Annotated in this window: 18 protein-coding genes and 1 pseudogene; 10 read left to right on the top strand and 9 right to left on the bottom strand. The window is 73.3% G+C overall.

The window, feature by feature from the left end:
* Positions 1-185: 185 nt before the first annotated feature.
* From I6A81_RS30365 to I6A81_RS30355, 3 genes are all read left to right on the top strand, one after another.
* On the top strand, positions 186-980 hold the full coding sequence (locus I6A81_RS30365; protein ID WP_203004509.1) for an alpha/beta fold hydrolase: 795 nt from the start codon (positions 186-188) through the stop codon (positions 978-980).
* A 10-nt stretch (positions 981-990) separates the two neighbouring features.
* Entirely contained in the window at positions 991-2,286 is a 1,296-nt protein-coding gene (locus I6A81_RS30360; protein ID WP_203004508.1) for an MFS transporter, read from the top strand.
* Between the two features lie 119 nt (positions 2,287-2,405).
* A complete protein-coding gene (locus I6A81_RS30355) occupies positions 2,406-3,221 on the top strand; it encodes a thioesterase family protein (protein ID WP_203004507.1) in 816 nt (271 codons plus the stop codon).
* A 3-nt stretch (positions 3,222-3,224) separates the two neighbouring features.
* On the opposite strand, the pseudogene I6A81_RS44135 reads toward I6A81_RS30355, so the two are convergent.
* Positions 3,225-3,386: pseudogene (locus I6A81_RS44135) on the bottom strand (IS1380 family transposase); the annotation flags it as partial.
* Between the two features lie 377 nt (positions 3,387-3,763).
* Here I6A81_RS44135 and I6A81_RS30350 point away from each other — a divergent pair.
* The 3 genes from I6A81_RS30350 to I6A81_RS30340 all read left to right on the top strand — a co-directional run bounded on the left by I6A81_RS30350 (position 3,764) and on the right by I6A81_RS30340 (position 5,341).
* Positions 3,764-4,027 (top strand): hypothetical protein, encoded by a 264-nt coding sequence (locus I6A81_RS30350; protein ID WP_203004506.1) that lies wholly within the window; start codon positions 3,764-3,766, stop codon positions 4,025-4,027.
* Positions 4,027-4,851, top strand: a complete 825-nt coding sequence (locus tag I6A81_RS30345) for an SDR family NAD(P)-dependent oxidoreductase (protein WP_203004505.1) — start codon at positions 4,027-4,029, stop codon at positions 4,849-4,851. The genes I6A81_RS30350 and I6A81_RS30345 overlap by 1 nt, the downstream gene beginning before the upstream one ends.
* A gap of 91 nt (positions 4,852-4,942) precedes the next feature.
* Positions 4,943-5,341: a VOC family protein gene (locus tag I6A81_RS30340; protein WP_203004504.1), complete on the top strand. Its 399-nt coding sequence runs from the start codon at positions 4,943-4,945 to the stop codon at positions 5,339-5,341.
* Positions 5,342-5,397: 56 nt separating this feature from the next.
* Here I6A81_RS30340 and I6A81_RS30335 read toward each other — a convergent pair whose 3' ends face one another.
* Positions 5,398-6,741, bottom strand: a complete 1,344-nt coding sequence (locus I6A81_RS30335; RefSeq protein WP_203004503.1) for a DUF2252 domain-containing protein — start codon at positions 6,739-6,741, stop codon at positions 5,398-5,400.
* 302 nt (positions 6,742-7,043) lie between these two features.
* On the opposite strand from I6A81_RS30335, the gene I6A81_RS30330 reads away from it, so the two are divergent.
* Both I6A81_RS30330 and I6A81_RS30325 read left to right on the top strand, forming a co-directional pair.
* Positions 7,044-8,384, top strand: a complete 1,341-nt coding sequence (locus I6A81_RS30330; RefSeq protein ID WP_203004502.1) for a hypothetical protein — start codon at positions 7,044-7,046, stop codon at positions 8,382-8,384.
* A 208-nt stretch (positions 8,385-8,592) separates the two neighbouring features.
* Positions 8,593-9,918 carry a hypothetical protein gene (locus tag I6A81_RS30325; protein WP_203004501.1) on the top strand — a complete coding sequence of 442 codons (1,326 nt, stop codon included), beginning with the start codon at positions 8,593-8,595 and terminating at the stop codon, positions 9,916-9,918.
* A 35-nt stretch (positions 9,919-9,953) separates the two neighbouring features.
* On the opposite strand, the gene erm is transcribed toward I6A81_RS30325, so the two are convergent.
* The gene (gene erm, locus I6A81_RS30320) at positions 9,954-10,787 is read right to left on the bottom strand and encodes a 23S ribosomal RNA methyltransferase Erm (RefSeq protein ID WP_203004500.1); all 834 of its coding nucleotides are present in this window, start codon (positions 10,785-10,787) and stop codon (positions 9,954-9,956) included.
* Between the two features lie 403 nt (positions 10,788-11,190).
* On the opposite strand from erm, the gene I6A81_RS30315 reads away from it, so the two are divergent.
* Positions 11,191-12,378: a sulfotransferase family protein gene (locus tag I6A81_RS30315; protein WP_203004499.1), complete on the top strand. Its 1,188-nt coding sequence runs from the start codon at positions 11,191-11,193 to the stop codon at positions 12,376-12,378.
* A gap of 85 nt (positions 12,379-12,463) precedes the next feature.
* A complete protein-coding gene (locus I6A81_RS30310) occupies positions 12,464-13,111 on the top strand; it encodes a TetR/AcrR family transcriptional regulator (RefSeq protein ID WP_238429586.1) in 648 nt (215 codons plus the stop codon).
* 16 nt (positions 13,112-13,127) lie between these two features.
* On the opposite strand, the gene I6A81_RS30305 is transcribed toward I6A81_RS30310, so the two are convergent.
* The 6 genes from I6A81_RS30305 to I6A81_RS30280 form a co-directional block, all read right to left on the bottom strand.
* Positions 13,128-15,461: a serine/threonine-protein kinase gene (locus I6A81_RS30305; RefSeq protein ID WP_203004497.1), complete on the bottom strand. Its 2,334-nt coding sequence runs from the start codon at positions 15,459-15,461 to the stop codon at positions 13,128-13,130.
* A 9-nt stretch (positions 15,462-15,470) separates the two neighbouring features.
* Positions 15,471-17,807, bottom strand: a complete 2,337-nt coding sequence (locus I6A81_RS30300) for a protein kinase domain-containing protein (RefSeq protein ID WP_203004496.1) — start codon at positions 17,805-17,807, stop codon at positions 15,471-15,473.
* 75 nt (positions 17,808-17,882) lie between these two features.
* Positions 17,883-20,309 carry an NHL domain-containing protein gene (locus tag I6A81_RS30295; protein ID WP_203004495.1) on the bottom strand — a complete coding sequence of 809 codons (2,427 nt, stop codon included), beginning with the start codon at positions 20,307-20,309 and terminating at the stop codon, positions 17,883-17,885.
* A 211-nt stretch (positions 20,310-20,520) separates the two neighbouring features.
* The gene (locus I6A81_RS45835; protein WP_307875011.1) at positions 20,521-21,279 is read right to left on the bottom strand and encodes an FHA domain-containing protein; all 759 of its coding nucleotides are present in this window, start codon (positions 21,277-21,279) and stop codon (positions 20,521-20,523) included.
* Positions 21,276-22,559, bottom strand: coding sequence for a VWA domain-containing protein (locus I6A81_RS30285; RefSeq protein ID WP_203008386.1), 1,284 nt, complete (start codon positions 22,557-22,559; stop codon positions 21,276-21,278). Before I6A81_RS30285 ends, I6A81_RS45835 begins: the two co-directional genes overlap by 4 nt.
* Positions 22,559-23,190, bottom strand: a 632-nt coding sequence (locus tag I6A81_RS30280) for a PP2C family protein-serine/threonine phosphatase (RefSeq protein WP_203010380.1), incomplete at its 5' end; no start/stop codon positions are given. The genes I6A81_RS30280 and I6A81_RS30285, both read right to left, overlap by 1 nt.

The raw sequence follows: 23,190 nt of genomic DNA, 5'->3' as shown, positions 1-23,190 counted from the left end.
AGCTAGGCCGGCGCAGTTGACGGCGAGTGGAATCTTTGTGGACCCGCCGCCGTGGTGCGGCCGGCGTCGTCCACCGCCCGTCAAGCACCGGGCTTCAGGCTGACCCCTGACCGTCACCGAGAACGACAGACACGCGGGTCCGCGGCAGACAGATGTCGCGGGTCCCGCGCTGAAGGGGCCAACCGATGGAGACAACTCGCCGCACGCTGCTCGCCGGATCCACCGTGGTCGCGACCGGCGCCGTGCTCGGAGCACCCGCCGCGCAGGCGCACACCCCGCCCGGCCACGGGCCGAAACCAACCGTGGTCCTCGTGCACGGCGCGTTCGCCGACGCCTCCGGCTGGAACGACGTCGCCGCCCGGCTCCTCCGCGACGGCTACCCGGTCATCGCGCCGGCGAACCCGCTGCGCGGCGTGGCGTCCGACTCCGCGTACCTGGCCAGCATCCTCGCCACCCTGGGCGGCCCGCTCGTCCTCGCCGCGCATTCCTACGGCGGGATCCTCGTCACGAACGCCGCGACCGGAAACGCGAACGTGAAGGCGCTGGTCTACGTGGCGGCGTTCGTACCCGACCAGGGGGAGACGCTGCTGGGCCTGCAGACGGCCTACCTCGGGAGCAGGCTCAACGAGACGGCACTGGATTTCCGCCCCTACGGCGGGGGCGTCGACGGATACATCAAGAAGGAGGTCTTCCGGGACGTGTTCGCCGGCGACGTGCCGAGGGCGACCACCGACCTGATGTGGGCCAGCCAGCGGCCGAGCGACGTGCGCACCCTGCAGGAGCCGTCCGGCGCCCCGGCCTGGAGGACCATTCCTTCCTGGTACCTCGTCGCCCGCAACGACAACGTGCTTCCTGCCGCGGCACAGCGGTTCATGGCGCGGCGGGCCAGGGCGCACACCGTCGAGGTCGCGGCGTCGCACGTCGCGATGATCGCGCAGCCCGCTGTGGCGGTTGAGCTCATCAAGCGCGCCGCGGGCTGAGGTTGCGACGATGCATCAGCGTGCCTATGAAGGCCAGTGCGCCGCCGAGGAGGAGCGGCACACCTTCGGGAAGTCGCCTGTCCGCAATCCGAGGATGACGTTGTTCGCGCTCGCGTTGGGCACCTTCGCAATCGGCACCGGCGAGTTCGGCAGCAACGGCATCATCCAGCTGTTCGCGTCCGACCTGGACGTGTCGATTCCGGTCGCGACGTATGCCATCACGGCGTACGCCTTCGGCGTGGTGATCGGCTCTCCGGCGATCACCCTGCTCGCCGCCCGGGTCAACCGGCGCACTCTGCTGCTCGGCCTGATCGTGCTCTTCCTGGTCGGCAACGGGCTGTCCGCGCTGGCCCCGAACATCGCGCTGCTCGTCCTCTTCCGGTTCGTCGCCGGCAGCGTGCAGGGCGCGTTCTTCGGCGCCGGGGCCGTCGTCGCCACGTATGTGTACGGCCCGGGTAAGGGCGGCAAGGCGTTCGCCACCGTGATGGGAGGACTCACCGTCGCCACCATCGCCGGGTCGCCGCTTGGCACCTTCATCGGCCAGAACGCGGGCTGGCGCGTCATGTACTGGACCGTGGTCGCCGTCGGGCTGCTCGCCGGCGCCGCTCTGGTGACCTGGCTGCCGCGCACCGACGACCTGCGCGGCACCTCCATCACGAACGAGCTGGGTGGCCTGCGTCGGCTCAACGTCTGGCTGATGGTGACCGCCGCGGCGCTCGGCATCTCCAGCATCTTCGCCGTCTACACGTTCATCGGCCCGTTCGTCACCGACGCGGCGCGGCGGGACGCCTCGCTCATCCCGATCGCGCTCGCCGTCTTCGGCCTCGGCATGGCGGTCGGCAACCACCTCGGCGGACGCGTCGCCGACCGGCACGAGAACCGCGGTCTGATCTGGGGCTACAGCGGTGTCCTCGCGCTCCTGGTGCTCATCGGGGTGGCCGGCGACGACCTGGCGATCCTGCTGCCCTGCCTGTTCGGCGTCGGCGCGACCATGATGTTCGCGATCCCCACCATCCAGGTCCGGCTGACCGGCTTCGCGCCGGACGCCCCGACCCTGATGGGGGCGCTCAACCTGGCGGCGCTCAACCTGGCCAACTCCCTCGGCGCGGTCGGCGGGGCGGTCGCCCTCGGCGCGGGCTGGGGAACCCTGTCGACAGTCTGGGCCGGCTTCGTGCTCACCGCCGCTGGCCTGCTGCTGTACGTCGTGACCATCGCCCACGGCGGGCCCGCTCCCGTTCCCGGTCTCCGCCTGAGCGGTTCGGCTCAACCACAGCTCCGGCCGGGGACCCGTCCTGACCTGGCATGACAGCGAACCCCGGTCCTCATCTATCGGCCGTCCGGCCCGTCGGGCCCGCATAGCCGCGGGAAGCAGGCCTGGCCCCGTCTGGTCGCCGGCGCGGCGGTGGCGCGGTCTACGGTGAAGCGGTGAGTGTGCCCGCCTTTGAGCTCGACCTGCACCTTGCCCTGGAGCCGCTGGGCTCCGGTTCCTTCGGGGCCGAGCTGGTGCCCGGGTGGGTGGTCGGCGGCGGGATCAACGGCGGCCTGCTGCTGGCGCTCGCGGGGAAAGCGGCGGGCGCGGTGCTCGACGGGAAGGCCAACCCGATCGCCGTGTCGGCGCACTACGTGTCGCCGGCGGCGCCCGGTCCGGCCGTCGTGACGGCGCGGGTGCGCCGCGAGGGCCGCTCGCTCGGCACGGTCGCCGTCGACGTCGAGCAGGAGGGGCAGCTGCGGCTGACCGCGCTGGTCACCGCCGGATCCCTGGCCCCCGGCGAGGAGGCCGAGAGGGTCACGGCGGTGCCCCCTGACCTGCCGCCGACCGAGAAGTGCGTGCCAGCCTCCATGGGCCCGCCGGAGCTGCTCGAGATCGTGCCGATGCTGGGCCGGTTCGACCTGCTCCTCCACCCCGACCACGTCGGCTGGGCGACGGGGGCGCCGAGCGGGCGGGGGCTGCTGTCCGCGTGGTACCGCCTGGTGGACGGGCGGGAGCCGGACCCGGTCTCGCTGCTCCAGGTCGTGGACGCGCTGCCGCCGGTGACGTTCGACATCGGCATTCCCGGCTGGGCGCCCACCCTGGAGCTGACCGCGCACGTGCGTGCCGCCCCGGCGCCTGGCTGGCTGCGGGTCACGCACACCACCCGCTACCTGGCGGGCGGCATGTTCGAGGAGGACTGCGAGGTCTGGGACAGCGCCGACCGCCTGGTGGCCCAGTCACGCCAGCTCGCCCGGCGGCCGCGCGGCTGACGCCGCCGGCGGCGACCGCCACGGCGACAACTCGACGGACAACCCCCGGCCCAGGCCAGACGCCCGGACCATCTCGGTCAGCGGCACCCTGCGCGCGGCCGACAGGACACCGCGTTCCGCGGCGTCCACGCGGACGGATGGGTAGGCACCGGCGCTCCGCCCTATGAGGGTGCTCCTTGGTTCGGATGGATCAGTTCCTCGGCAAGCCCGATCCTTCCAGCTCAGGAGCACTTTCTATCTTCGGCGTGCCCACCGACGGTCATCGGCATGAAAGCTCGAGGCTAGCGGTACGCCTATCGCCATCGCGTCGGGAAGTGCGTGGGCGTCGCGCGGCAGTCCGGCGCTCTTCGTCGGCGCTCGTCGCGAGGAGGGCCACTTCGGTCGCCGACTGCTTTGCGAGGCGCAGCTGTGTGCCCACCGAGCCGAGGAGCCGCTGAAGGCAATCAACCGGTGCCCGTGACGGCGTCCACTCGTTGTCAACAAGGCATCCACTGGACCAACCTAGCTTTCCCTTCGAGGCGACTGGCGAGAAGGGACGAGACATGAAACAGACCATCGTTTCCGAAGCGGCTGAGAAGGCTCGATCCGTACATGACAGCCCGGGAAGGGCGTTCGGCATCTGGTCGTTCGTCCTGTCGTTCTTCGTGCCGGTGTTGGCGTTGATCTTCGGAATCATCGCGCTGCTCCAAAGCCGTAGGGCGGGCATGGCCAACAGGCTCGCGATCGCCGGCATCGTCATCAGCGTCGTGCTCATCGTCACCGGAATGATCATCTGGATCTCCATCGCCGCCGCCGGAGGCAGCTGATGAAGACCGCGGTCGTCACCGGGGCGGGCGGTGGGCTCGGACGGGCCATCACGGCAGAGCTGGACCGACGCGGCTTCGCGGTCTGGGCGACCGATCTCGAACTCGGCATCGCCAAACCGGTGGTCGAGGGCCTCGGCTCCGGGTGCCGCGCGGCGGTACTCGACGTCACCGACGCGCTCGCCAGCCGCGCGCTCGCCGACGAGATCGTCGCCGAGCACGGTCACGTCGATTTGTGGGTCAACAACGCGGGCGTGCTTGCCGCGGGATACGCCTGGGAGGTCGACGACGCCAGCAACGAACGCGTCCTCGCCGTCAACGCGACCGGGACGATCAACGGCACCATCGCCGCGCTGGCCCACATGGTCCCGGCGGGGCGGGGTCAAGTGATCAACGTGGTCTCGCTCGCGGGGATCGTGGCGACGCCCGGACAGGCGGTCTACGCGGCGAGCAAGCACGCCGCGATGGCCTTCACGCTCAGCACGCACTTCGACCTGCGCCGCGGCGGCCACCGCGGCATCGACATCTGCGCGGTCTGCCCGAGCGGCGTCTGGACCCCGCTGGTGGGAAACCGCGTCGACGACCCCGAAGCCGCGGCCTCCTTCACCGCTCCACTGCTCACCGCCGACGCGATCGGCCGCGTGGTCGGCCGCCTCACCGAGCGCCCCCGCCCGGTGACGATCGTGCCGCGCCGACGGGGTCCGATGATGCGCTTCGTGGATCTCTTCCCGCGTCTCTCCGCGCCCGCGGTGCCGAGGCTGATGCGGGACGCCCAACGCCGACAGCGGCGCTATGAGCGGCTTATCGAGAACGGCGAATGGCCGTGACTGCCACCTGACCGTCGATCCTGCCTAGTGGGCCTGCTAGCTTGCATAAAAGGGCGGTTGTTCGGGAACGCGCCCAGATTGGAGATTCAAGATGGCCAAGCTTCGACACGTCGCGATCAAGTGCGACGATCTGCACTCGGCTTCGAAGTTCTACTCCGCTCTGTTTGAGATGGAGGAGGTGGGCCGCGGTGGCGACATCGACAAGTTGGGCGCTATTTATCTGAGTGACGGCACGGTCAGCCTCGCGCTCATCAAGGTCGACCCTGACCATGTCAACGGCAAGCCCGAGGGTCTCAACCACGTCGGATTCGTGGTTCCCGACATGGACTCCGCGGTCCAGCGAGCGAAGAGCCTCGGAGTCGAGATACTCGTGGACCCCGTAGCCGAACATGCTGGTGTCACCTGGGAGACGAAGATGCGGACGCCCGATGGCGTCTACTTCGATTTCTCGTCCCAGGGCTGGCCCGGGATCTCTGGCGTCGACCACTGAGCCCCGCCGTCGACGATGTTCGCTCGCCCGCGGGTGGGTGGCGCCAGCCAGCCACGTCAGTCCATGGGGATGATCTGGCCGTTGCGGAACAGGTCGACGAAGAGCTGGTGGTCGTGGTGGACCCGGGCGCCGTAGCCGTGGGCGAAGTCGACGAGTCCCTCGACGAAGCCCTTCTCGTCCGCGGCGATCGCCTCGTGGATGGCCTCCTCGGTGGAGAAGCTCACCAGGTCGAGCTCGCTCTCGTCGTCGGCGACGGCGTGCATGCGCGCGGTGGAGCGGCCGAGGTCCTCGACCAGCGCGAGCATCTCGTCCGGCTCGTCGACCTCGGACCAGTCGAGGTCCTGGGCGTACGGCGACACCTCGGCGACGAACTGGCCGACGCCGGCGAGCTCGGTGTGGCCGACCCAGATGTCGGCGTGCGCCTGCAGGGCGCGCTGGGAGACCGCCGTGCGGTGCCCCTGATGGCGGAAGTAGCCGCGGATCCGCTCGTCGTCGATGAACCGGCCGACCGCCGGCACCTGGGCCTGCTTCATGTAGAGGACGACGTCGTTGTCGAGCGCCTCGGTCATGCCCTCCAGCAGGAGGCTGTAGGAGGGCAGGCCCGCGCTGCCGATGCCGACGCCGCGGCGAAGCACGACGTCCTTGACGGTCAGCGAGACCGGGCGGTCCCGCCGCGCGGGCGGCAGCGTGTCGAGGTAGCGCTCGAAGGCCTCGAGGACGCCGCCCCGGGTCTCGTCGTCGACCAGGCTCGCCCCGTCGATCCGCGCGAACCGGCGGTCGTGGCTCTCGAGCACGGTCAGCTCGTCGAGCAGCTCCACCCGGGTCGCGCGCCGGGCCTTCTGCAGGAAGGCGTGCACCACACCGGTCGTCGTGTCCAGCGTCAGCAGGCTCGCGGCGGACACCTCGCCGGTCAGCAGGCGGATCTTGTCCAGGTAGGCCCGGACGCAGGCCTCGACGAGCGTCGTGATGAACGCGTCCGACAGCGCCTTGGCCCGGCCGAGCAGCGCGAGGCTCGCGACGAGGCGGCGCAGGTCCCAGGTGAACGGCCCCACGTAGGCCTCGTCGAAGTCGTTGACGTTGAACACGAGCCGGCCGTCGCTGCTCATGTAGGTGCCGAAGTTCTCCGCGTGCAGATCGCCGTGGATCCAGACCCGGCTCGTCCGTTCGTTCAGGAACGGGTCGTCCAGTGCATGTACATCGTTGTAGAACAATGCCGCCGACCCGCGATAGAACGCGAACGGCGAGGCCGCCATCTTGCGGAACTTGCGCCGGAAGGCGGCTGGCTCGGCGGCCATGAGCTCGCCGAACGCCGCGTCGAATACCTCTCCGATGACCTCTGACCGGTCGGCGGTGCTGTCGGACGTCACTTCCGAGATTCCTCCCTGCGCGGCCGCGTGCATCCTTCCTACCGCGGTATTGCCGCAAGCATGCCCCATCACCGCCTTGGGATGCCTAATCCGACCAACGCCTGACATCGGCTGTTCGCCAGCGGTCCCACCGCCCCGCGGCCCTGGTCGGTCGTCAGCGTGTTGATCCCTGTCTGGTTGCCCAGGCGCGACCGGCGAGGAACGAGGCGAGGACGTCCGGCCGGCTCGGGCTGATCTCACGGTCGTCCGCCCCGGGACTGGTCCGAGTGGCGCACCGCGCTGTTCGGCGGGGCGGTGGTTCTCGGCGGCGGTGCCCGGTCGAGCATCCTTGAGGTGTGGGCGAGTTGAGGGCGTCGAGGCCGGTGATCGTCGCGGTTCACCTCGGTTTGGTCTGGGTGGTGGGGGCGTTGGCGCCGCCGCTGGCCTGGACGGCCATCGTGGCCGCGGCGTTCGCCGGAGGCGCGCTGGGTCTGGGCGTTGGCCTGCTGGGTTTCCTGGCCGCGTTGGCTGGCTTTCTCATGGTGATCACGGCTACGCGGGCGGCGTCGGTCCTGGGCGGGACCGGTGGTCGCCGAGCGTTATGGGCGCTGCTGGTCGCGGGTGTGGGGACGGCCGGGTGGGTGCTGGGGTGGGCCGTGACCGACGTCGCCGGGCTCGGAGTGAGCCGCGACCCGCTGCTGGCGGCCCTTCTGGGCGGAGTGCCCTTCGCCCTGGTCGCCGGGCTGCTGCTGCTGCGCGGGTGGCCGTTCAGCGTCGGCGCGCTCACGCTGAGCGTGGCGCTGGTCGCCGCGGGCGTGGTGGTGCTGCGCCAGGAGCCCTCCGATGAGCTCGACGCGCGGCTGGTCACCGCGGGCATCTACCGGGAGACCTCCTACGTGGTCGCCATTCCCGGCTACCTGCCCGTCGGTGGCCGTGACTACGGCGACCGGCTGGGCGGCGGGAGCTTCGGTCCCGAGGATCCCGGCCTGGTCCCGCCCGACCTGTTCATCACGATCACCGCCTACCCCCGGGACGTCCTGGGCGAGCAGATGTGCGGGCAGCCGACCGCGTACGACTCGCGCCTGACCTGGGGCGCGTGCACGGTCGAGGAGGACGGCCTCGTCTATCGGCACAACGAGGTCGCGCACGGCTACCAGGTGCCGATCGACGACCGGTTCGTGACGGTCGTCGGAACCCCCGCGGTCGACCACGACCTGCTGCGGGCCGCCGCGTCGAGCCTGCACCCGGCCGGCGCCGACGAACTGGTCGGCGCGCAGGTGGAGGCCGGCGCCCACTACGCGGCGCAGGTCCCCGGATACGTCGGGCAGGTGACCGGCCCCTCGCCGGGCGTGACCTACACCCCGGCTGACCGCGCCGGGAACGGAGCGCGGAGCGTCGCCATCACGCTGTATGTGAGCTACGCGGCCGGCGAGGACATCTGCTTCCGCACCACCGAATGCACCCCGCGGGACGCGGGCCTCACCTACGTCCGCGACGAGGACACCCACGGGTACGTGATACGGCGCGGCGACGTGAACGTGCGGGTGCTGGGCGGGCCGCAGGTCGCCAAGGAACTGCTGCGGCAGGCCACGCTGACCGCCCGACCGGCCACCGACGAGGAACTGCGCCGGATACTTCCGCCGCCGCGGCCGCATGGTCGGCTCGAGCGCCTCCGCCACTGGCTACGTCAGTTCTGACCAGCCGGCGCGCGTCGCCGTGACCAGCGGCGCTCGGTGCCGGGCGCCGCGGGAAGGCCGCGGGAGTACGTCAAGGGGGCGGCGGAGTCGCGCGTTCGACAGCGCGATCCCTTTTCCGGCAGGCGCGGCATGAAGCGATTCGTCCGACTATGTTGTCGTCGAAACGCGCTGCCTGGGAGGCCGCGGAGTGGAATCCACGAGGAACCTCATGGCACAGGCCCAGGCCCTCGTGCGAAAGGCCGACGGCCACGAGGCGGCGGGCAGGTTCGACGAGGCGTCGCGGCTGAGCCTGCGCGCGCTGGACCTCGTCCGCCAGTTGCGGGAACGAGAGCCGGACGTGCACGAGCATGCCCGGATGTTCGGCGCCACCGCCTACACCCTCGGGGCGAAGCTGGCGGGCGCTGGGCGGCGCGCCGAGGCCGTCGCCGTGCTGGGCGAAGCCGAGAAGGCATACGAGAGCCTGCCGGCCGCGTCCTTTCCCGCCCGCGACGACTGGGTCGCCGACGTTCGTGCCCGCCGCGCGCTGGGGCACGCCCACCGCGGCGCGCGGCTGTCCGCCCTCGAGGACCTGCGCGCGGCGTTCCGGCAGTACCGGTCCCACCCGATGGTGCCCGCCGAGGCCGTGCGGACGCTCGGCGTCGCCGCGCAGGTCCAGGCGGCATGCGGCGACCCGGGGCTCGCGCTCGCCTGCGCGAAGCGCGCGGTGAACCTGGCCCTGACGAGGCGCGGACCCCGGCTGTCCGTCCCCACGGACGGCACGTTCGCCTATTTCCTGTGGGCGTCGGACGTCATGCGCTGCGTCCTCGCCGCCCAGGGCGAGCACGAGGGCGCAGCCGCGGTCGAGCAGGTGCTGGTCGAGATCGCCGGCGGCCCCCTGCCCGCGAGGATGCCGACGCTGCTCGGCGACCGATTGGCCTCGGACAGCCCGCCCGACCTGACGCTCACGCTCACCGCGGCGCTCGACGCCGCCGAGCGCGAGGGGGCGGACGTCACCGCCGCGAGACGGTTCGTCCGGCGGCCGAGGGACGAAGCAGATCCCGTCCTGCTTCCCGGCGACCGGGCGGACAGGCCAGAGACCGCGGCGGTCGCGGCCGCGCACGCCGTCGAGCTCACCGGGCTCGCGCGCCGGTTCGCCGGCCAGCCCGCCGCGGCGGCGCGGCTGGTCGTCGACGCGCACCACCTGTTCCTCGTCGCCTCCGAGGCCCAGACGCTCGGGATGCGCTACCAGTTCGGGGACTACGGCCCGCACTGGGCGACGGCCTTGCTGGCCTGCTGCCGGCAGGCCCGCGCGGACGGCGACCTGGTGTTCGCGGTGGACCTCGGGCGGTGGATGGTGGCGGTGGCCGAGCGGCTGATGCCGTTCGCGTCCGTCCACCCGGAGGTGGCGGCCCTGGTGGTCGACTGCGTCCGGACCGACGGACAGGTGCTCGTCGACAGCGGCGACGTCGAGGCTGGGCGGACGGCGCTGGCGACAGCCGCGCGGATCGCCGACCGGTACGGCCGAACGGGCGGCGGGCCGGGCGCTGGCGAGTAGGCCCGCGGCGAGGGCCCGGCGCGGAGACAGGCAGGTCACCGCCGGTTCCCGCGCGGCTGGGACGCCGGCCGCCCGCCCGGCGGGGACGTCGCCTGGTCGTTCACGGGACGGCCGAGCAGGTGCCAGAGCGTCGCCCACTGCCCAGGAGTGAGGTCACGGGGCAGGGCGGTGGGATCCAGCGCCGCGGCAGCCAGCGCGGCTCGGCGCGATGGTCTCGGGCCGGGCGTGGCCAGGGCGAGGATCTGTCCGATCCCGCGGCCGGGGCCGGTGAACACCGCGTGGACGAACCGTTCGTAGGCCCGCCGGTCGGCGGGGGCGACCAGCGGTGTGGCTCGACGGCTGATCGCGAGGATGCCGGCGTCGACGCTGGGCCTCGGGATGAACGCGCCCGCGGCCACCCGTCCGTGCAGCGCGAAGTCGAACCACGGCGCCGTCTGCGCCGTCATCATCGTGCGCCCGCCGACACCCGCCCGCTTGCGGGCCACCTCCCACTGGGTCAGGAAGATCGCCTCGCGCCATCCGTCCGCGGCGAGCGAGCGGCGCAGGATCGGGGTGGTGAGGTGGAACGGGATGTTGCCGACGATCACCGGGCGGTCGAGCCGCACGCGCAGCGCGTCGGCCTGGCGGACGGTCACCGACGGCAGGCGCCGGCGCAGGCCGTCTACCCGGCGCTCGTCGAGGTCGACGGCGAGCACGTCCCGCCCGAGGGCCGCGAGCCCTCGGGTGAGCGCGCCGTCGCCGGCGCCGATCTCCAGGATCGGCCCGTCGGTCGCGCGGACGAGACCGACGATCCGGTCGATCGTCCGGCGGTCACGCAGGAAGTTCTGGCCAAGCTCATGCCGGCCACCGTGAAGGGAACGAGATCGCACGGGAGCGCTCCAGTCGCCAAGGAGAGGAGCACCCGGAAGGGCGGTGATGGGAGCCGCGTCCGGGTGCGAACAGCATCCGGAGGAGCGGGCGCGATCGGTAGGTCAGCGAGAGCGCGCCCTCAGGCGCGGCGGTCCCGCACGTAGAACAGCGGCCCGCGGCCGCACATCACCAGCGTTCCCATGGGCCGCACTCTAGCCTGCCGTCCCCACCTGGTCGCCTGATTTTCCGCCCGGTCCAGCGGCCCCAGGAGACGGCGCTGGCCCGCCACGGCGCCGCCGGCCCCAGGACGAACGCCGCGCACGCTCGTGATCAAGGCTCTTGACATTACGCGACAGTGTGGATGTTAATCCGGTGTGCCGCGCGTCACATCGGCGTCTCGCGGCGGAGACCGGGAGGTCGGGCGTGAAGGTCGACGATCTGCTCGCGGGGGCGCGTGAGGCCACCGGGCTGGCGGACTTCGGGGACGACGGGCTCTTCGGCGGCGACGGCTGGCGCGAGGCGTTCGCGCGGCTGCTCGCCAGCCTGAACGACGAGGCCCGGCTGTCCGAGCTCGGCCGGGGCATCGTGGCCGGCGAGCTGGCGAACTACCTGGCGACGCGATTACGGATCGTCGAGCACCACCGGGCGCATCCCGAGATCCGCGACCGGGACGTCACCCCGCCGGTCGTCATCATCGGGCAGGCCAGGACCGGCACGACCATGCTGCACGACGTCCTCGCGCAGGACGCCGCCCACCGGGCGCCGCTGACCTGGGAGGTCGACCTCCCGCTGCCGCCGCCCCGGACCGAGACCTACCTGACGGACCCGCGCATCGCCGAGGTCGACGCGACCTTCGAGCTCGTCGACACCTTCATCCCCGAGTTCCGCGCCGTGCACCAACTCGGCGCCCGGCTCGCCCAGGAGTGCTCCCGCATCACCGGCGGCTCGTTCGTCAGCGTGATCTTCCCGACGCAGTATCGCGTCCCGGGCTACCTGGACTGGGTGCTGCACGACGCGGTACGCGACGGTCACCACGCCGCCGCCTACGTCTGGCACCGCCGCTACCTGGAGCTGCTGCAGAGCGAGCATCCCGGGACCCGCTGGCTTGTCAAGTCGCCGGCGCACGTGTGGACGCTGCCGCAGCTCGTCGCGGAGTACCCGGACGCGCTGCTCGTGCAGACGCACCGCGACCCGGCACGGGTGATCGCCTCGACCGCCAGCATGCTCTCCCACCTGCGCCGGCTCTACAGCGACGACGTCCGGTTCGCCGAGCTGGGGCCGGAGTTCGCCGAGCTGATCCTCGACGGCCTCGAGCGCACCGCGCAGGCCCGCCTCGACGGCACGGTCAGGCCCGCCCAGGTGGCCGACGTGCTGTTCCGCGACCTGATGGCCGACCCGCTGGCCGCCGCCCGGTCGATCTACGACCGGTTCGGCTGGGAGCTCACCGACGAGGCCGAGGGCCGGATGGCCGCGTTCCTGCGCGACAACGCCCGCGAGAAGTGGGGCGGGCACGACTACACGTTCGCCGACACCGGCCTCGACCTGGCCGCCGTCCGCGACCGCACCGCCCGCTACAGCGAGCACTTCGCGGTCCCCGAGGAGGTGCGCTGACGGCGCCGGCCGCCCGGCTGGACGCCCTCGGGCGAGGTTCACTCATATGACGACCGGAGTTGTTGACTAGGTTTGCCTCGTGACCATGGCGGAGGGCGACGCGCTGGCCGCCGGGCGCCCCCACCCGCGAGGAGAGCAGGCGGGGCCGGGGCGGCCGCGCGACACCCGCCGGCACGCCGCCGTGCTCGCCGCCACCCGTGACCTGCTCGCGCGCGGGGGGTACACGGCGCTGACGTTCTCCGACGTCGCCGAACGGGCCGGGGTCACCCGTCAGCTCGTTCACCGCTGGTGGCCGGACCGGCCGGCCCTGGTCGCGGAGGCCCTGTTCACCGCGCCGGCCGCCGCGGACTGGCCGACCGCCTACGAGGGGCCGCTGGCCGCCGACCTGCGCCGCCTGCTGAGCGCCATGGTCGACTACGCCTGCCGGCCGGAGGTCCGGGCCGGCGTCCTGGGGCTGATGGCCGACGCCGTCCCGAGTGCCGAGCTGACCAATCTGGAGGACGGGCTGCTCGGGCCGCTGCGCCGCTCGCTCGGCGCGCTCGTCGACGCGGCGGTGGCGCGGGGCGAGGCGCGCGACGAGATCGACGTCGGCCTGACCCTCAACACGCTGCGCGGCGCGGTCCTCATGCATCTGATCGCCGACCTCACCCCGCCCGAGGTGATCGTCGACCATCTCACGTCGCTGACCCTCTGGGCGTTTCGCCGCGACCCTGAGGCGCCCCCGCGCGGCTGACGGATCAGAGCACGGATCAGAGCTTGGTGAGGATGCCCTCGGGGCTGACCACGAGGATGTCGATGCCACCGTCGATGTAGAGCGCGCCGCCAGCGGCCACCGCGACCTTGTCGGCGGCGTAGAGCGACTGCCCGGCGGCGAGGCGGCCCTCGTTGGACGGGCCGGAGCGTCCGTTGCCCGCGACCGTCGTGATGAACCCGTCGGGAGAGACTCGACGCACCCGGTAGGCGCTGCTTTCGGCGATATAGAGGTTGCCCTGGTCGTCGAGGGCGATCGTCCCTCCGGAGGAGGACAGATTGAGGTCGGCCTCGGTCGCCAGGCCGACGTCGCCGGAGATTCCCTCCCGTCCGGCGCCGGCGACGGTGGTGACCGTCCCCTGGTCGAGCATGCGGACCACGTTGGTCTTGGAGTCCACCGCGTACAGCCGGCCGTTCCGCACGGCGAGCGCCCCGAGAAGACCGGAGACGAGCGGCGGCAGGCCCGCGTCGGGATCCTCGGAGCCGGGTGTGGGCGCGGATGTGGGTTCGTCGCCGATCCGGGCGACCCGGGTGAGCAGGCCCGCGCTGTCCACGCGGTAGACCGTTGACGGGTCCGCGAAGTAGACGTCGCCGTTCCGGTCCACGGCGATGTCGTCGGACAGGGAGTCAAGCCGGACCGACGTCGCCGGGACCGGGCCGGCCTGGTCCGGCTGGCCGGAGCCGCCGCCCGCGAAGCGCGTGATGGTCCCGGCGGGGTCGACGCGGCGGATCCGGTTGTTGCCCGTGTCCAGGATGTAGACGTTTCCGGTGCTGTCCACGCCCACGGCCGCCGGACGGGACAGCCTGGCCTCCTTCGCCGGGCCACCGTCTCCGCTGATTCCCTCGATGCCGGTGCCGGCCAGGACGGTCCCCGTTCCGTCCGGGGCTCGGACCAGGACCATAGGACTCGAGCTGTTGGCGATGTAGAGCTCCCCGCGGGGCCCGAGCGCCCACGCCGTGAAGTACGTGGGAAGGACGACCTGGCCGAGGCGAGCGGACTGGCTCGGGCCCGCGGGGCCCGGGCCGCCGGTGGCGATGGGCTCGCCGTCTGCGCTGTCGCGCGTGGCCAGCACGACGCCCGTGACGGCCAGGGCCAGCGCGACCAGAGCCGCGGCGGCGGCGAGGACGGCGCGGCCCAGGGGCCGGTCCGGGGCGAACCACCGGCGAGCGACCTGGGCGTCGGCGAACGGGTGGGTGTCGTCGCCCGGCCGGTCCGCCACGGCGGGCCTACGGGTGTCGCCCGTGGCGGCGCCCGTGTCGGCGGGGCGTTCGGTCGCCGGATCGGCGGCGGCGATCTCGGCCGGTGTCCGGGGCCCGGCCCGGGTCGGGTCGTCGGGCGGGAGGTACCGGTCCGTGACCGCGTCGGTTCTCGGCTGGGAGGTCCACGGCGCCGGTTCAGGACGCGCGGTGGCCGGCCTGAAGACATGCCTCCCCGAGGTGGGCGCCGCGGCCGGATCGTCGGTCCTGGGTCGCTGTGGCCGCACGATCAGGCCCGTCATCGAGAGCCAGTCCGGCCCGTACGCCGCCGCGGCCGCGGCGGCGAGCGCGTGCCCGAACGCGGCGGCGTCCGGGTGCCGGTCCGCCGGCGCCTTCGCGAGCGCGGTCATCACGGCGTCGGCGATGGGCGCGGGCACCCCGGTGGGCGTGGGCGGCATGACCTCGCGGTGGTGGCGGAGCAGCTCGGGCACCGGAAGGGCCGGGTCGAACGGCGGCCGGCCGGCGAGCAGCTCGTAGAGGACGACGCCGAGCGCGTACTGGTCGGCGGCCCGGCTGACGCGGCCCTCGATCTGTTCGGGGGCCATGTACCGGGGCGTGCCGGCCAGGTGGCTGGTCGTGCCGGAGGACTCCTCGAAGATCTTCCCGATGCCGAAGTCGGTGAGCTTGGGCTGGCCGGTGGCGGTGAACAGGATGTTGTCGGGCTTGACGTCGCGGTGCAGCGCGCCGTGGTCGTGCGCGTGGGCGAGCGCGTCGGCCATGGCGAGACCGACGGCGCAGGCCGCCTCGGTGGGCAGCCGGTGCTGGGAGAGGGTGCCGCCGGCGAGGAGCTCCATGACGATGAGGCACAGGTCGTCCTGGCTGACGAAGTCGTAGATCCGGACGATGTGCGGATGGTCGAGCCGGCTGAGGATCTGGGCCTCGGCCCGGAAGTCGGCGGCGAGCGCCGCGCCCCCCGCCGCCGGCGCCTCGATGGGCAGGACCTTCACCGCCACCGCGCGGTCGAGGTCCAGGTGGTGGCCGGCGACGACCAGCCCGAACGAGCCCGCGCCGAGCTGCTCGCCCAGCCGGTAGCGGGGCAGCGCGGCGGCCACCCGCGCGCGGTCGATGGCAGGCATGTCGGGTCCTCAGGAGCCGGTCGCGACCGGGGCCGTGGCTGGCGGCTCGGCCGTCGTCTCCGGTGGCGACGTCACCGGGGGAGACGTCATCGATGGAAGGGGCGTCCCGGACGGGCTCGCCGGCGGGCGAGGGCTTCCCGTCGGGCTCGCCGCCGGTCGCGAGGCGGTCGGCGACGGGCAGGGCGGCGCCAGGCAGGGCGGCTCGGCGACGCGGATCGCGCGAAGCCGGCCGTCGCTCGTGAGGACGTAGAGGATCCCCTGGTCGTCGAGCGCGAGTCCCACCACGAAGCCGATTTCGGCTTCCTTCGCGGGACCGCCGTCGCCGCTGTCGCCGGATTCTCCCGTGCCCGCGATGGTGGTGATCATGCCTTGGGTGTCGATGCGGCGGATCCGGCTCTCGCCGGCGAGGTAGATCGTGCCGGCGGCGTCTATCTCGATGGTTCCGGACGAGCCCAACCCGGCCGTGGTGGCGGGCCCGTCGTCGCCGGAGTACTCCCTCGACCCGTTGCCGGCGATCGTGGTGATCACGCCCTGGGGAGTGACCCGCCGAATCCTGACGTTGCCCTCGTCGATGAAGTAGAGACTGCCGTCGGGACCGATCGTCAGGTCGGAGGGATAGTCGAGGAACGCCCTGGTCGCGGGTCCACCGTCGCCGGCGAAGCCCTCGACTCCGGTGCCCGCGACCGTCGTGATGACGCCTTTGGTGTCGATCCGGCGGATCCGGTTGTGGAACCCGTCCGCCAGGTAGAGATTCCCGTACCCGTCGAAGACGACGCTGTTGGGCTCGTTCAGGTGCGCCTGCGTCGCGGGCACGCCGTCGCCGGAGAAGGTCAGCCCGTCCTCGCCGACAGGCCCGTTGTAGTTCCCCCCGGCGTCTCCGGTGCCCGCGACCGTGGTGATGACGCCGCGGGTGTCGATTCGCCGGACCCTGTTGTTCTCGATGTCCACGATGTAGAGCGTGCCGTCGTCGGCCACGGCGACGTCCCAGGGCCAGCTGAGCTGGGCCTTGGTCGCGGGGCCGGCGTCGCCGGCGAATCCCTTGACCCCGTTGCCGGCCACCGTCGTGACGATCCCGTTCCGGTCGACGCGGCGGACTCGCTCGTTGTAGGTGTCCGCGATGTACAGGTGGCCGCGCTTCGGGTCCAGCTCGAAGCCGCTCAGCAGGTCGAACGAGGCGAGGTCGACCGGCCCGTCGTCCCCGGCGTAGCCCTCGTCGGCGGCGAACACCCTGGTGATCATCCCGAGTTGGAGCGTGGTCGGCTGCCAGGCGGGCGGGGGCGTGGTGGGAGTGGGCGTCGGCTCCGGCCGCTCCCCCCACGCGGCCCAGCTGATACCGCCGCCGACGGCGCCGCCGACCGCGAGCGTGCCGGCCAGGAGCGCCGCCGTCGCGCCCACGCCCGCCCAGGCCAGCGGGCGGCGCCCCCGCCGGCCGTCCCCCGTCCCGTCAGGGCCACCCAGCCGGGCGAGCCGGCTGGTGGTGAGGGCGCGGACGTCCTCGGAGATCCGGGCAGGGATGCCGGACCGGTCGAGCCAGCCGCGGCCGAAGACCTTGGTCGCGGCGCGCGCAAGGTCGGCGGCGAACGCGCGGGCGTCGGGGTGCCGGTCCTCCGGCCGCTTGGCCAGGCTGCGCGTCACCACGTCGGCGAGCGGTTCCGGCACTCCCGGCGGGGGTGGGGGGACGACCTCGAGGTGGTGGTAGAGCAGCACCGGCAGCGGCACCCGGCGCGGGACGAGCGGGCTGCCCGAGAGCAGCTCGTAGAGGACGGCGGCGAGCGCGTAGAGGTCGGTGGCGGGGCTGAGCCGGCCGCCGGTGATCTGCTCCGGGGCCATGTACCTCGGGGTGCCGACGACCCGGCTGGCCGTGGAGGCGGAGCCTTCGACGATCTTGGAGATGCCGAAGTCGGCGAGCTTGGGCTGCCCCGTCTCGGTGAACAGGACGTTGGCCGGCTTGATGTCGCGGTGCAGCACGCCGTGGGCGTGCGCGTGCGCTAGCGCGTCGGCCAGCGCCAGCACGATGGCGCAGGAGGCCTCGGGACGCGGCCGGCGCCTGGCGAGCGTTGGGCCGGCGAGGAGCTCCATGACGAGCAGGCACAGGTCGCCGCGGGCCACGTAGTCATAGGTGCGGACGATGTGCGGATGGTCGAGCCGCGCCAGCAGCCGTGCCTCCGCGCGGAACTCGGCCACCGCCTGGGGCGCGGTGTTGACGAGCACCTTGACGGCTACCTGGCGGTCCAGGTCCTGGTGGTGGGCGCCGAGCACGAGGCCGAAGGCGCCGGCCCCCAGCTCGGCGCCGAGCGTGTAGCCCGGCAGTGCCGCGCCCACCCGTGCCCGGTCAACGACCGCCACCGCGTGGTCCCTCCTGTCGCGTGGCCATCCGACTGGCCCCTTCGCTCACCGTCGATCGTCTCGTCGCCGTGTCCGCTAGCCCAACGCGTTGATGAGAATGATCTGGTTGTGCTGGCGGTCGGTGGCGAAGATGCCGCCGACGTTGTTCGCCACGACCGGGCCGTCCGGAAGGAACGCGGCCTCGGACACGCCCGCCTCGCCGGGATCGGCCGTGCCCGCGATGGTGGCGATGTTCCCCCCGAGGTCGATCCTGCGGATCCGGTGGTTGTCCCCGTCGGTGATGTAGACGTTGCCGACGGCGTCCACCGCGACCCCGCGCGGGTTGCGCAGCGTCGCCGCGATGGCCGGTCCGCCGTCGCCCGAGTAGCCGGGAAAGCCGGTGCCGGCGATCGTCTCGATCGTGCCGTCGAGGTTGATCCGACGGACCTTGTGATTGAACGAGTCCGCGATGTAGACCCGCCCGACGCGGTCGCAGGCCACGCTGAACGGGCTGCTGACCATCGCCTCGTTCGCGGGCCCGCCGTCGCCCCATTCTCCCTCGCCGAACCGGCCGGCGACCGTCGTGATGATCCCGTCGACGCTGATCCGGCGGATGAGGTCATTGCCCATGTCCGCGACGAAGACGTTGCCGACCGGGTCGACCGCGATCCCGGCCGGGTACCACATCGAGGCGGCCGTCGCGGGCCCGCCGTCGTGATCAGGGTCCCACGGGCGCTCGCCCGAGCCGGCGACGGTCGTGATGATCCCGGCTGGGCTGACCTGGCGGACGCGCATGTTGAACGTGTCGACGATGTAGAGCTCGCCCAAGGGGCCGATCGCGACGCCCGCCGGCTGGTTCAGCTGGGCCTGCGTCGCCGGTCCGCCGTCACCCGAGAAGCCGGCCTCTCCGGTGCCGGCGATCGTCGTGATCGTGCCGTCCAGGCTGATCCGGCGGACCCTGTTGTTGCCGAAGTCCGCGACATAGAGGTTCCCGAAGACGTCGATCGCGGGGCCGATGGGCTGGTTCAGGGCCGCCGCCGTCGCGGGACCGCCATCACCGGAGAATCCGGCCTCCCCGGTTCCGGCGAGCGGGGCGAGGGGGTAGGCCGGGGGAGCCTGCGAGGACAGCGGCCCGGACGTCGGCACCACCGTCGGGGGCGCGGTGGGGCCGGCCGGCCGGCGGGCCGCCTGCGGGGACGCCGGCTCGTCGTCCGAACCGAGAGCCCTGGGCAGGACGACGGCCGCCGCGGCGGCGAGGATGGCCACCGCCACGGCCACCGGCACCGCGATCCGCCAGGCTCGCGAGCGCCCGCCGCGCCCGCCGCCGGGCGCGGCGCCAGCGGGGGCGGGCGCGTCGCCGGATGGGGTGGCGGTGCCGGTCCCGTCCGCTGGTCGGGGACCCAGCGAGCGGGTCTGGATCGCGGTCGCGTCCGTCGGGACGAGGGAGGGCTCGGCCGGCGCCGCGGAGCGGACGGGCAGCGGGAGGAGCGTGCCACCGGGGGGAAGGCGCAGGGTGGAGTCGGCGTCGAACGGCCCACCACCGGCGTCCTCGGGCGGGAGGCCGACCGGCCCGGGGCCGACGGGCAGGGGGGTGCCGGGTTCGGGGTCGACGGCCTGGGTGGCGCGGGCGCGCACGTCGTCGGAGACCTGGACCGGGATCCCGGCCGCCTCGAGCCACCCGGGCCCGTAGCCGCGGCGGGCGGCGTCGGCGAGGTCGAGGGCGAACTCGGCGGCGGTCTGGTGACGGTCGGCCGGCTGCTTGGCCAGCGCCCGGGCCAGCGTGTCGGCCACCGGCGCCGGAACACCCGGCGGTGGCGGCGGGACGACCTCGCAGTGGTGGCGGACCAGGTCCTGGGCCGTCAGCCCCGCCCCGAACAGGGGGGCGCCGGCGAGCAGCTCGTAGAGGACGGCGGCGAGCGCGTACAGGTCGGTCGGCGGGCCGAGCGGGGCGCCCGTGATCTGCTCCGGGGCCAGGTACTGGGGCGCGCCGACGATCTGGCCGTCGCTCGACGAGCCGCTCGATGAGCCGCTCCACGAGCCGTCCGCGACGAGCCCGGCGACGCCGAGGTCGGTCAGTTTCGGCCGCCCGCCCGCGGTGAACAGCACGTTCGCCGGCGTGAGGCCGCCGTGCAGTATCCCGGCCGCGTGGGCGTGCGCCAGCCCGTCCGCGACGGCCAGCGCGACCGCGCATCCCGCCGGTGGGCCGAGGTCCTGTCGCCCGAGGGACCCGCCGGGCAGCAGCTCGGTGACGAGCAGGAGTATCCGGTCGACGGTGAGGACCGCGTGCGTCCGGCACAGGTGGGGATGGTCGAGTGCCGTCAGCGCGGGCAGGGCGGCCTCGTCGGTTGGTGGCGCCGTCGTCTCCTGGGCCGGGCCGAGGTCGATGACCTTCACCGCGACGTCTCGCTCCGGCTCCCGCTGGGTCGCCGCCAGCACCAGGCCGTGGGCGCCCGAGCCCAGCTCCCGGCCGAGCACGAGGCCGGGCAGCGCCGCGGCTATCCGCTCTCGGTCGACGACCGGCACAGCCAGACCTCCCGGTTGCGTAGCTCAACCGCCCGCTTCCGCCGTGTGTGGTCATCCTCGGGCGTCATTCGCGTATGCGCGCACATGGTAGCGAAGCGCGACTAACCATTCGTTGTCCGCAACCTGACACCGCAAGGAGCGGCAAACCGGGGGATGCGCGGCAACCATCGCGCCGTTTCCGTCTCGTCGTGGAACGGCGCCCGCCCGGCGGTCAGCGGGCGTGAAAGGTGATCCGCGTCCACGAACCCAGGTAGAGGCGGTCGCCGTCGGCCAGCTCGACCGCCACGCCCTTCACCAGCAGTTTCAGGTCGTCGCCGAGCCGGGTCCCGTTCGAGGAGCCGAGGTCGGTGACCGTGAGCGGGCCGCCAGGCGGATGGTCGAGGACGGCGTGCGAGCGGGAGACGCCGGTGTCCTCGGGGTCCAGCGACAGGTCGATGCGCGGGGAGATGGACAGTGACCGGCTCCGCCGGCCGATCAGGGACCGGGCACCGGTCAGCGGGATCAGCCGCGACGCGGCGTTCGCCGGGAAGACCGCCGAGCCGTCGTCGCCGCGGTCGAAGTAGGCGCGGTCGGGCGCCACCTCGGCCGCCCACGACCGCGTCCGCACGGGTGGCCCCGGCGGGCCCGGCGTCACCGGAGGACTGGTGTCCTCGGACAGGTCGTGAGCGGGCGGGGCGTCGAAGTCGTGGCCGCACGCCTCGCAGTAGCGTTGCCTGGCCTCCCGCGACAGCCCGCACCGCGGGCAGCGGGCGGCGCCGCCCGCGGCCGCCGGACGCGCGCCCGGGCGTGGCGGGCCGCCCGCGGGCGCGCCCGCCGCGGCGGGCCACGCCGACGACGAGGAACCAGCCGGCAGCGGCGCGGTCGGCACCTGTGGCCCGGCCCGCCGCCCGGCGGGCTCGATCGGGGCGCCACAGGTGTCACACCAGTCGTCGGTGCCGGACAGGTGTCCGTGCGGGCAGCGAACGGTCACTTCGGCGCTGGCACCGTCCTCGTGGACTTGGCGTCGAGATCCATCTCGTCGAGTTTGTCGACCACCCCGCGCAGTACCACCTTCCCGGTCGCGGCGTCCTCGATCTCGACGACCTTGTCCAGCCGGGCCAGGGTCGCGGAGTCACCCGCCGCGGCGGCCAGCCGCGCGGCGATCCCGAGCCGCGTCGCGGCGGTGGACAGGTCGCCCTCCTGGCGCGCCTCCAGCCCCTCCTGGATCGCCCGGGCGAGCTCGGCCTGCCCGGTGTAGTGCGCGACCACCTTGTCCATCTGGGTGGACAGCTCCGCGTCGTCGGTCCACGCCGCGAGGACCTTCGCCGTCGAGAGCACGTCGTCGCCGACCACCAGGCTCACCCGCGCGGCCAGCTTCTCGGCGCCGACCGGGCCGGCCGGCACGTCCACGCACAGGTGGTAGGCGCGAGTCCCCGCCCCCCAGGCGCCGGTCGGGTAGTCCCGGACCAGTGGGCTCACCTCCGTGGCGCGCGCGGTCAGGTCGTCGACCTCGGGCAGCACCTGCCGGACGAACCGTACCGTGGCGCCCTTCGGCGCCCACAGCCGCAGCGCCACCCGGTCCACCTCGCGGCCCATCGCCGCGGCGATGACGGCCTGGAAGTCGGCCGCCATCTGCGCCGGCTCGCGCAGCAACTCGACGGAGCCGAGCAGCTTCTGGGCGACCTGGCGCAGCTGCGCGACGCTCCAGTCCGCGCCGACGCCGCGGCAGTCGCACTGGAAGACCCCCTCGCACCGGGCCAGGGCCTGGGTGAACCTGTTTTCGTCTTCGCCGTTCTGCCCGTCGGTGAGCAGGAGCGTGTGGTGGATCGCGTCCGGCCTGGCCAGCATCAGCTCCCGGGCGAGCAGCAGCCACTCGCCGATCGACGTCCCGCCGTGCGCGCGCAGCCGCCCCACCGCCGCCCTGGCCGCCGCCCGGGTCTCGGCGGACGCCACGGCCAGCGCGGTCTCGCGCGGGTAGATCATGGAGGCCCGGTGGGTGCCCTCGACGACCGCGAACGCGACACCGTCGCGCAGCGTGTCGATCGCGACGGCGGCCGCGTTCGCCGCCTCCTTGATCTTGCGACCGGACATGGATCCCGAGCAGTCCAGCAGGATCACCTCGGCGGCCGACCCCGGCCCGCCGGTGCCCGGGCCAGCCGGCGTGCCCGCCCCGCGGTCGTCGGCCGCGGTGACCGTCACGACCGCGTGCACCTCGGTGCCGCCCGCGGGCAGGTACTTGTTCTGGCTGACGTCGGAGGTAAAGGCAACCATCAGGCTCTCCCGGGAAGATCCATCACTACGACGGTCACGTTGTCGCGGCCACCGGCGCGTAGCGCGACCGAGGTCAGGTGGCGGGCGACGGCGAGCGCGCTCGCTCTCGTCGGCAGGTCGGCGACGCGCGCGGCGACCGCGGCCGCGGCCGAGACGTAGTTCCACAGGCCGTCGGTGCAGACCACGACCCGTCCGGGAGCGGTCAGCGGCACCGAGGCGACCCGTGGCACGGGGTCGGCGTTGCCCGGACCGAGCCAGCGGGTGATCGTGTGCGCGCCGGGACCCGTCTCCGCCGCCTCGGGGGGGAGCAGGCCCGCGCGGGCGGCCTCGGCGGCGAGGGTGTCGTCGGCGGTCATCCGCAGCGCGCCGCCGTCCGCCCCGAGCAGGTAGACCCGGCTGTCCCCGAGCCAGCCGACGGTCAGCCAGCCACCGTTCACCACGGCCGCGGCGAAGGTGCACGCCGGGCCGGGAACCCCTTGCGGGGGAGTGGCGATCGCGCCCTGGGCACGCAGCGCGGCGACGCGCAGCGCGTCCGCCGGGTCCGGCGGGTCGGCCTCGGGCGCCGCCAGCCACTCGGACAGCGCCGCCGTCGCACACGACGGCGACGGCCGCGGGCCACCCCGCGGCGGAC

The organism is Frankia nepalensis, from assembly GCF_016786325.1.
Classification (GTDB): domain Bacteria; phylum Actinomycetota; class Actinomycetes; order Frankiales; family Frankiaceae; genus Pseudofrankia; species Pseudofrankia nepalensis.
The sequence above is the reverse complement of the archived record's forward strand: the minus strand, read 5'-3'. Positions and strand labels throughout refer to the sequence as shown.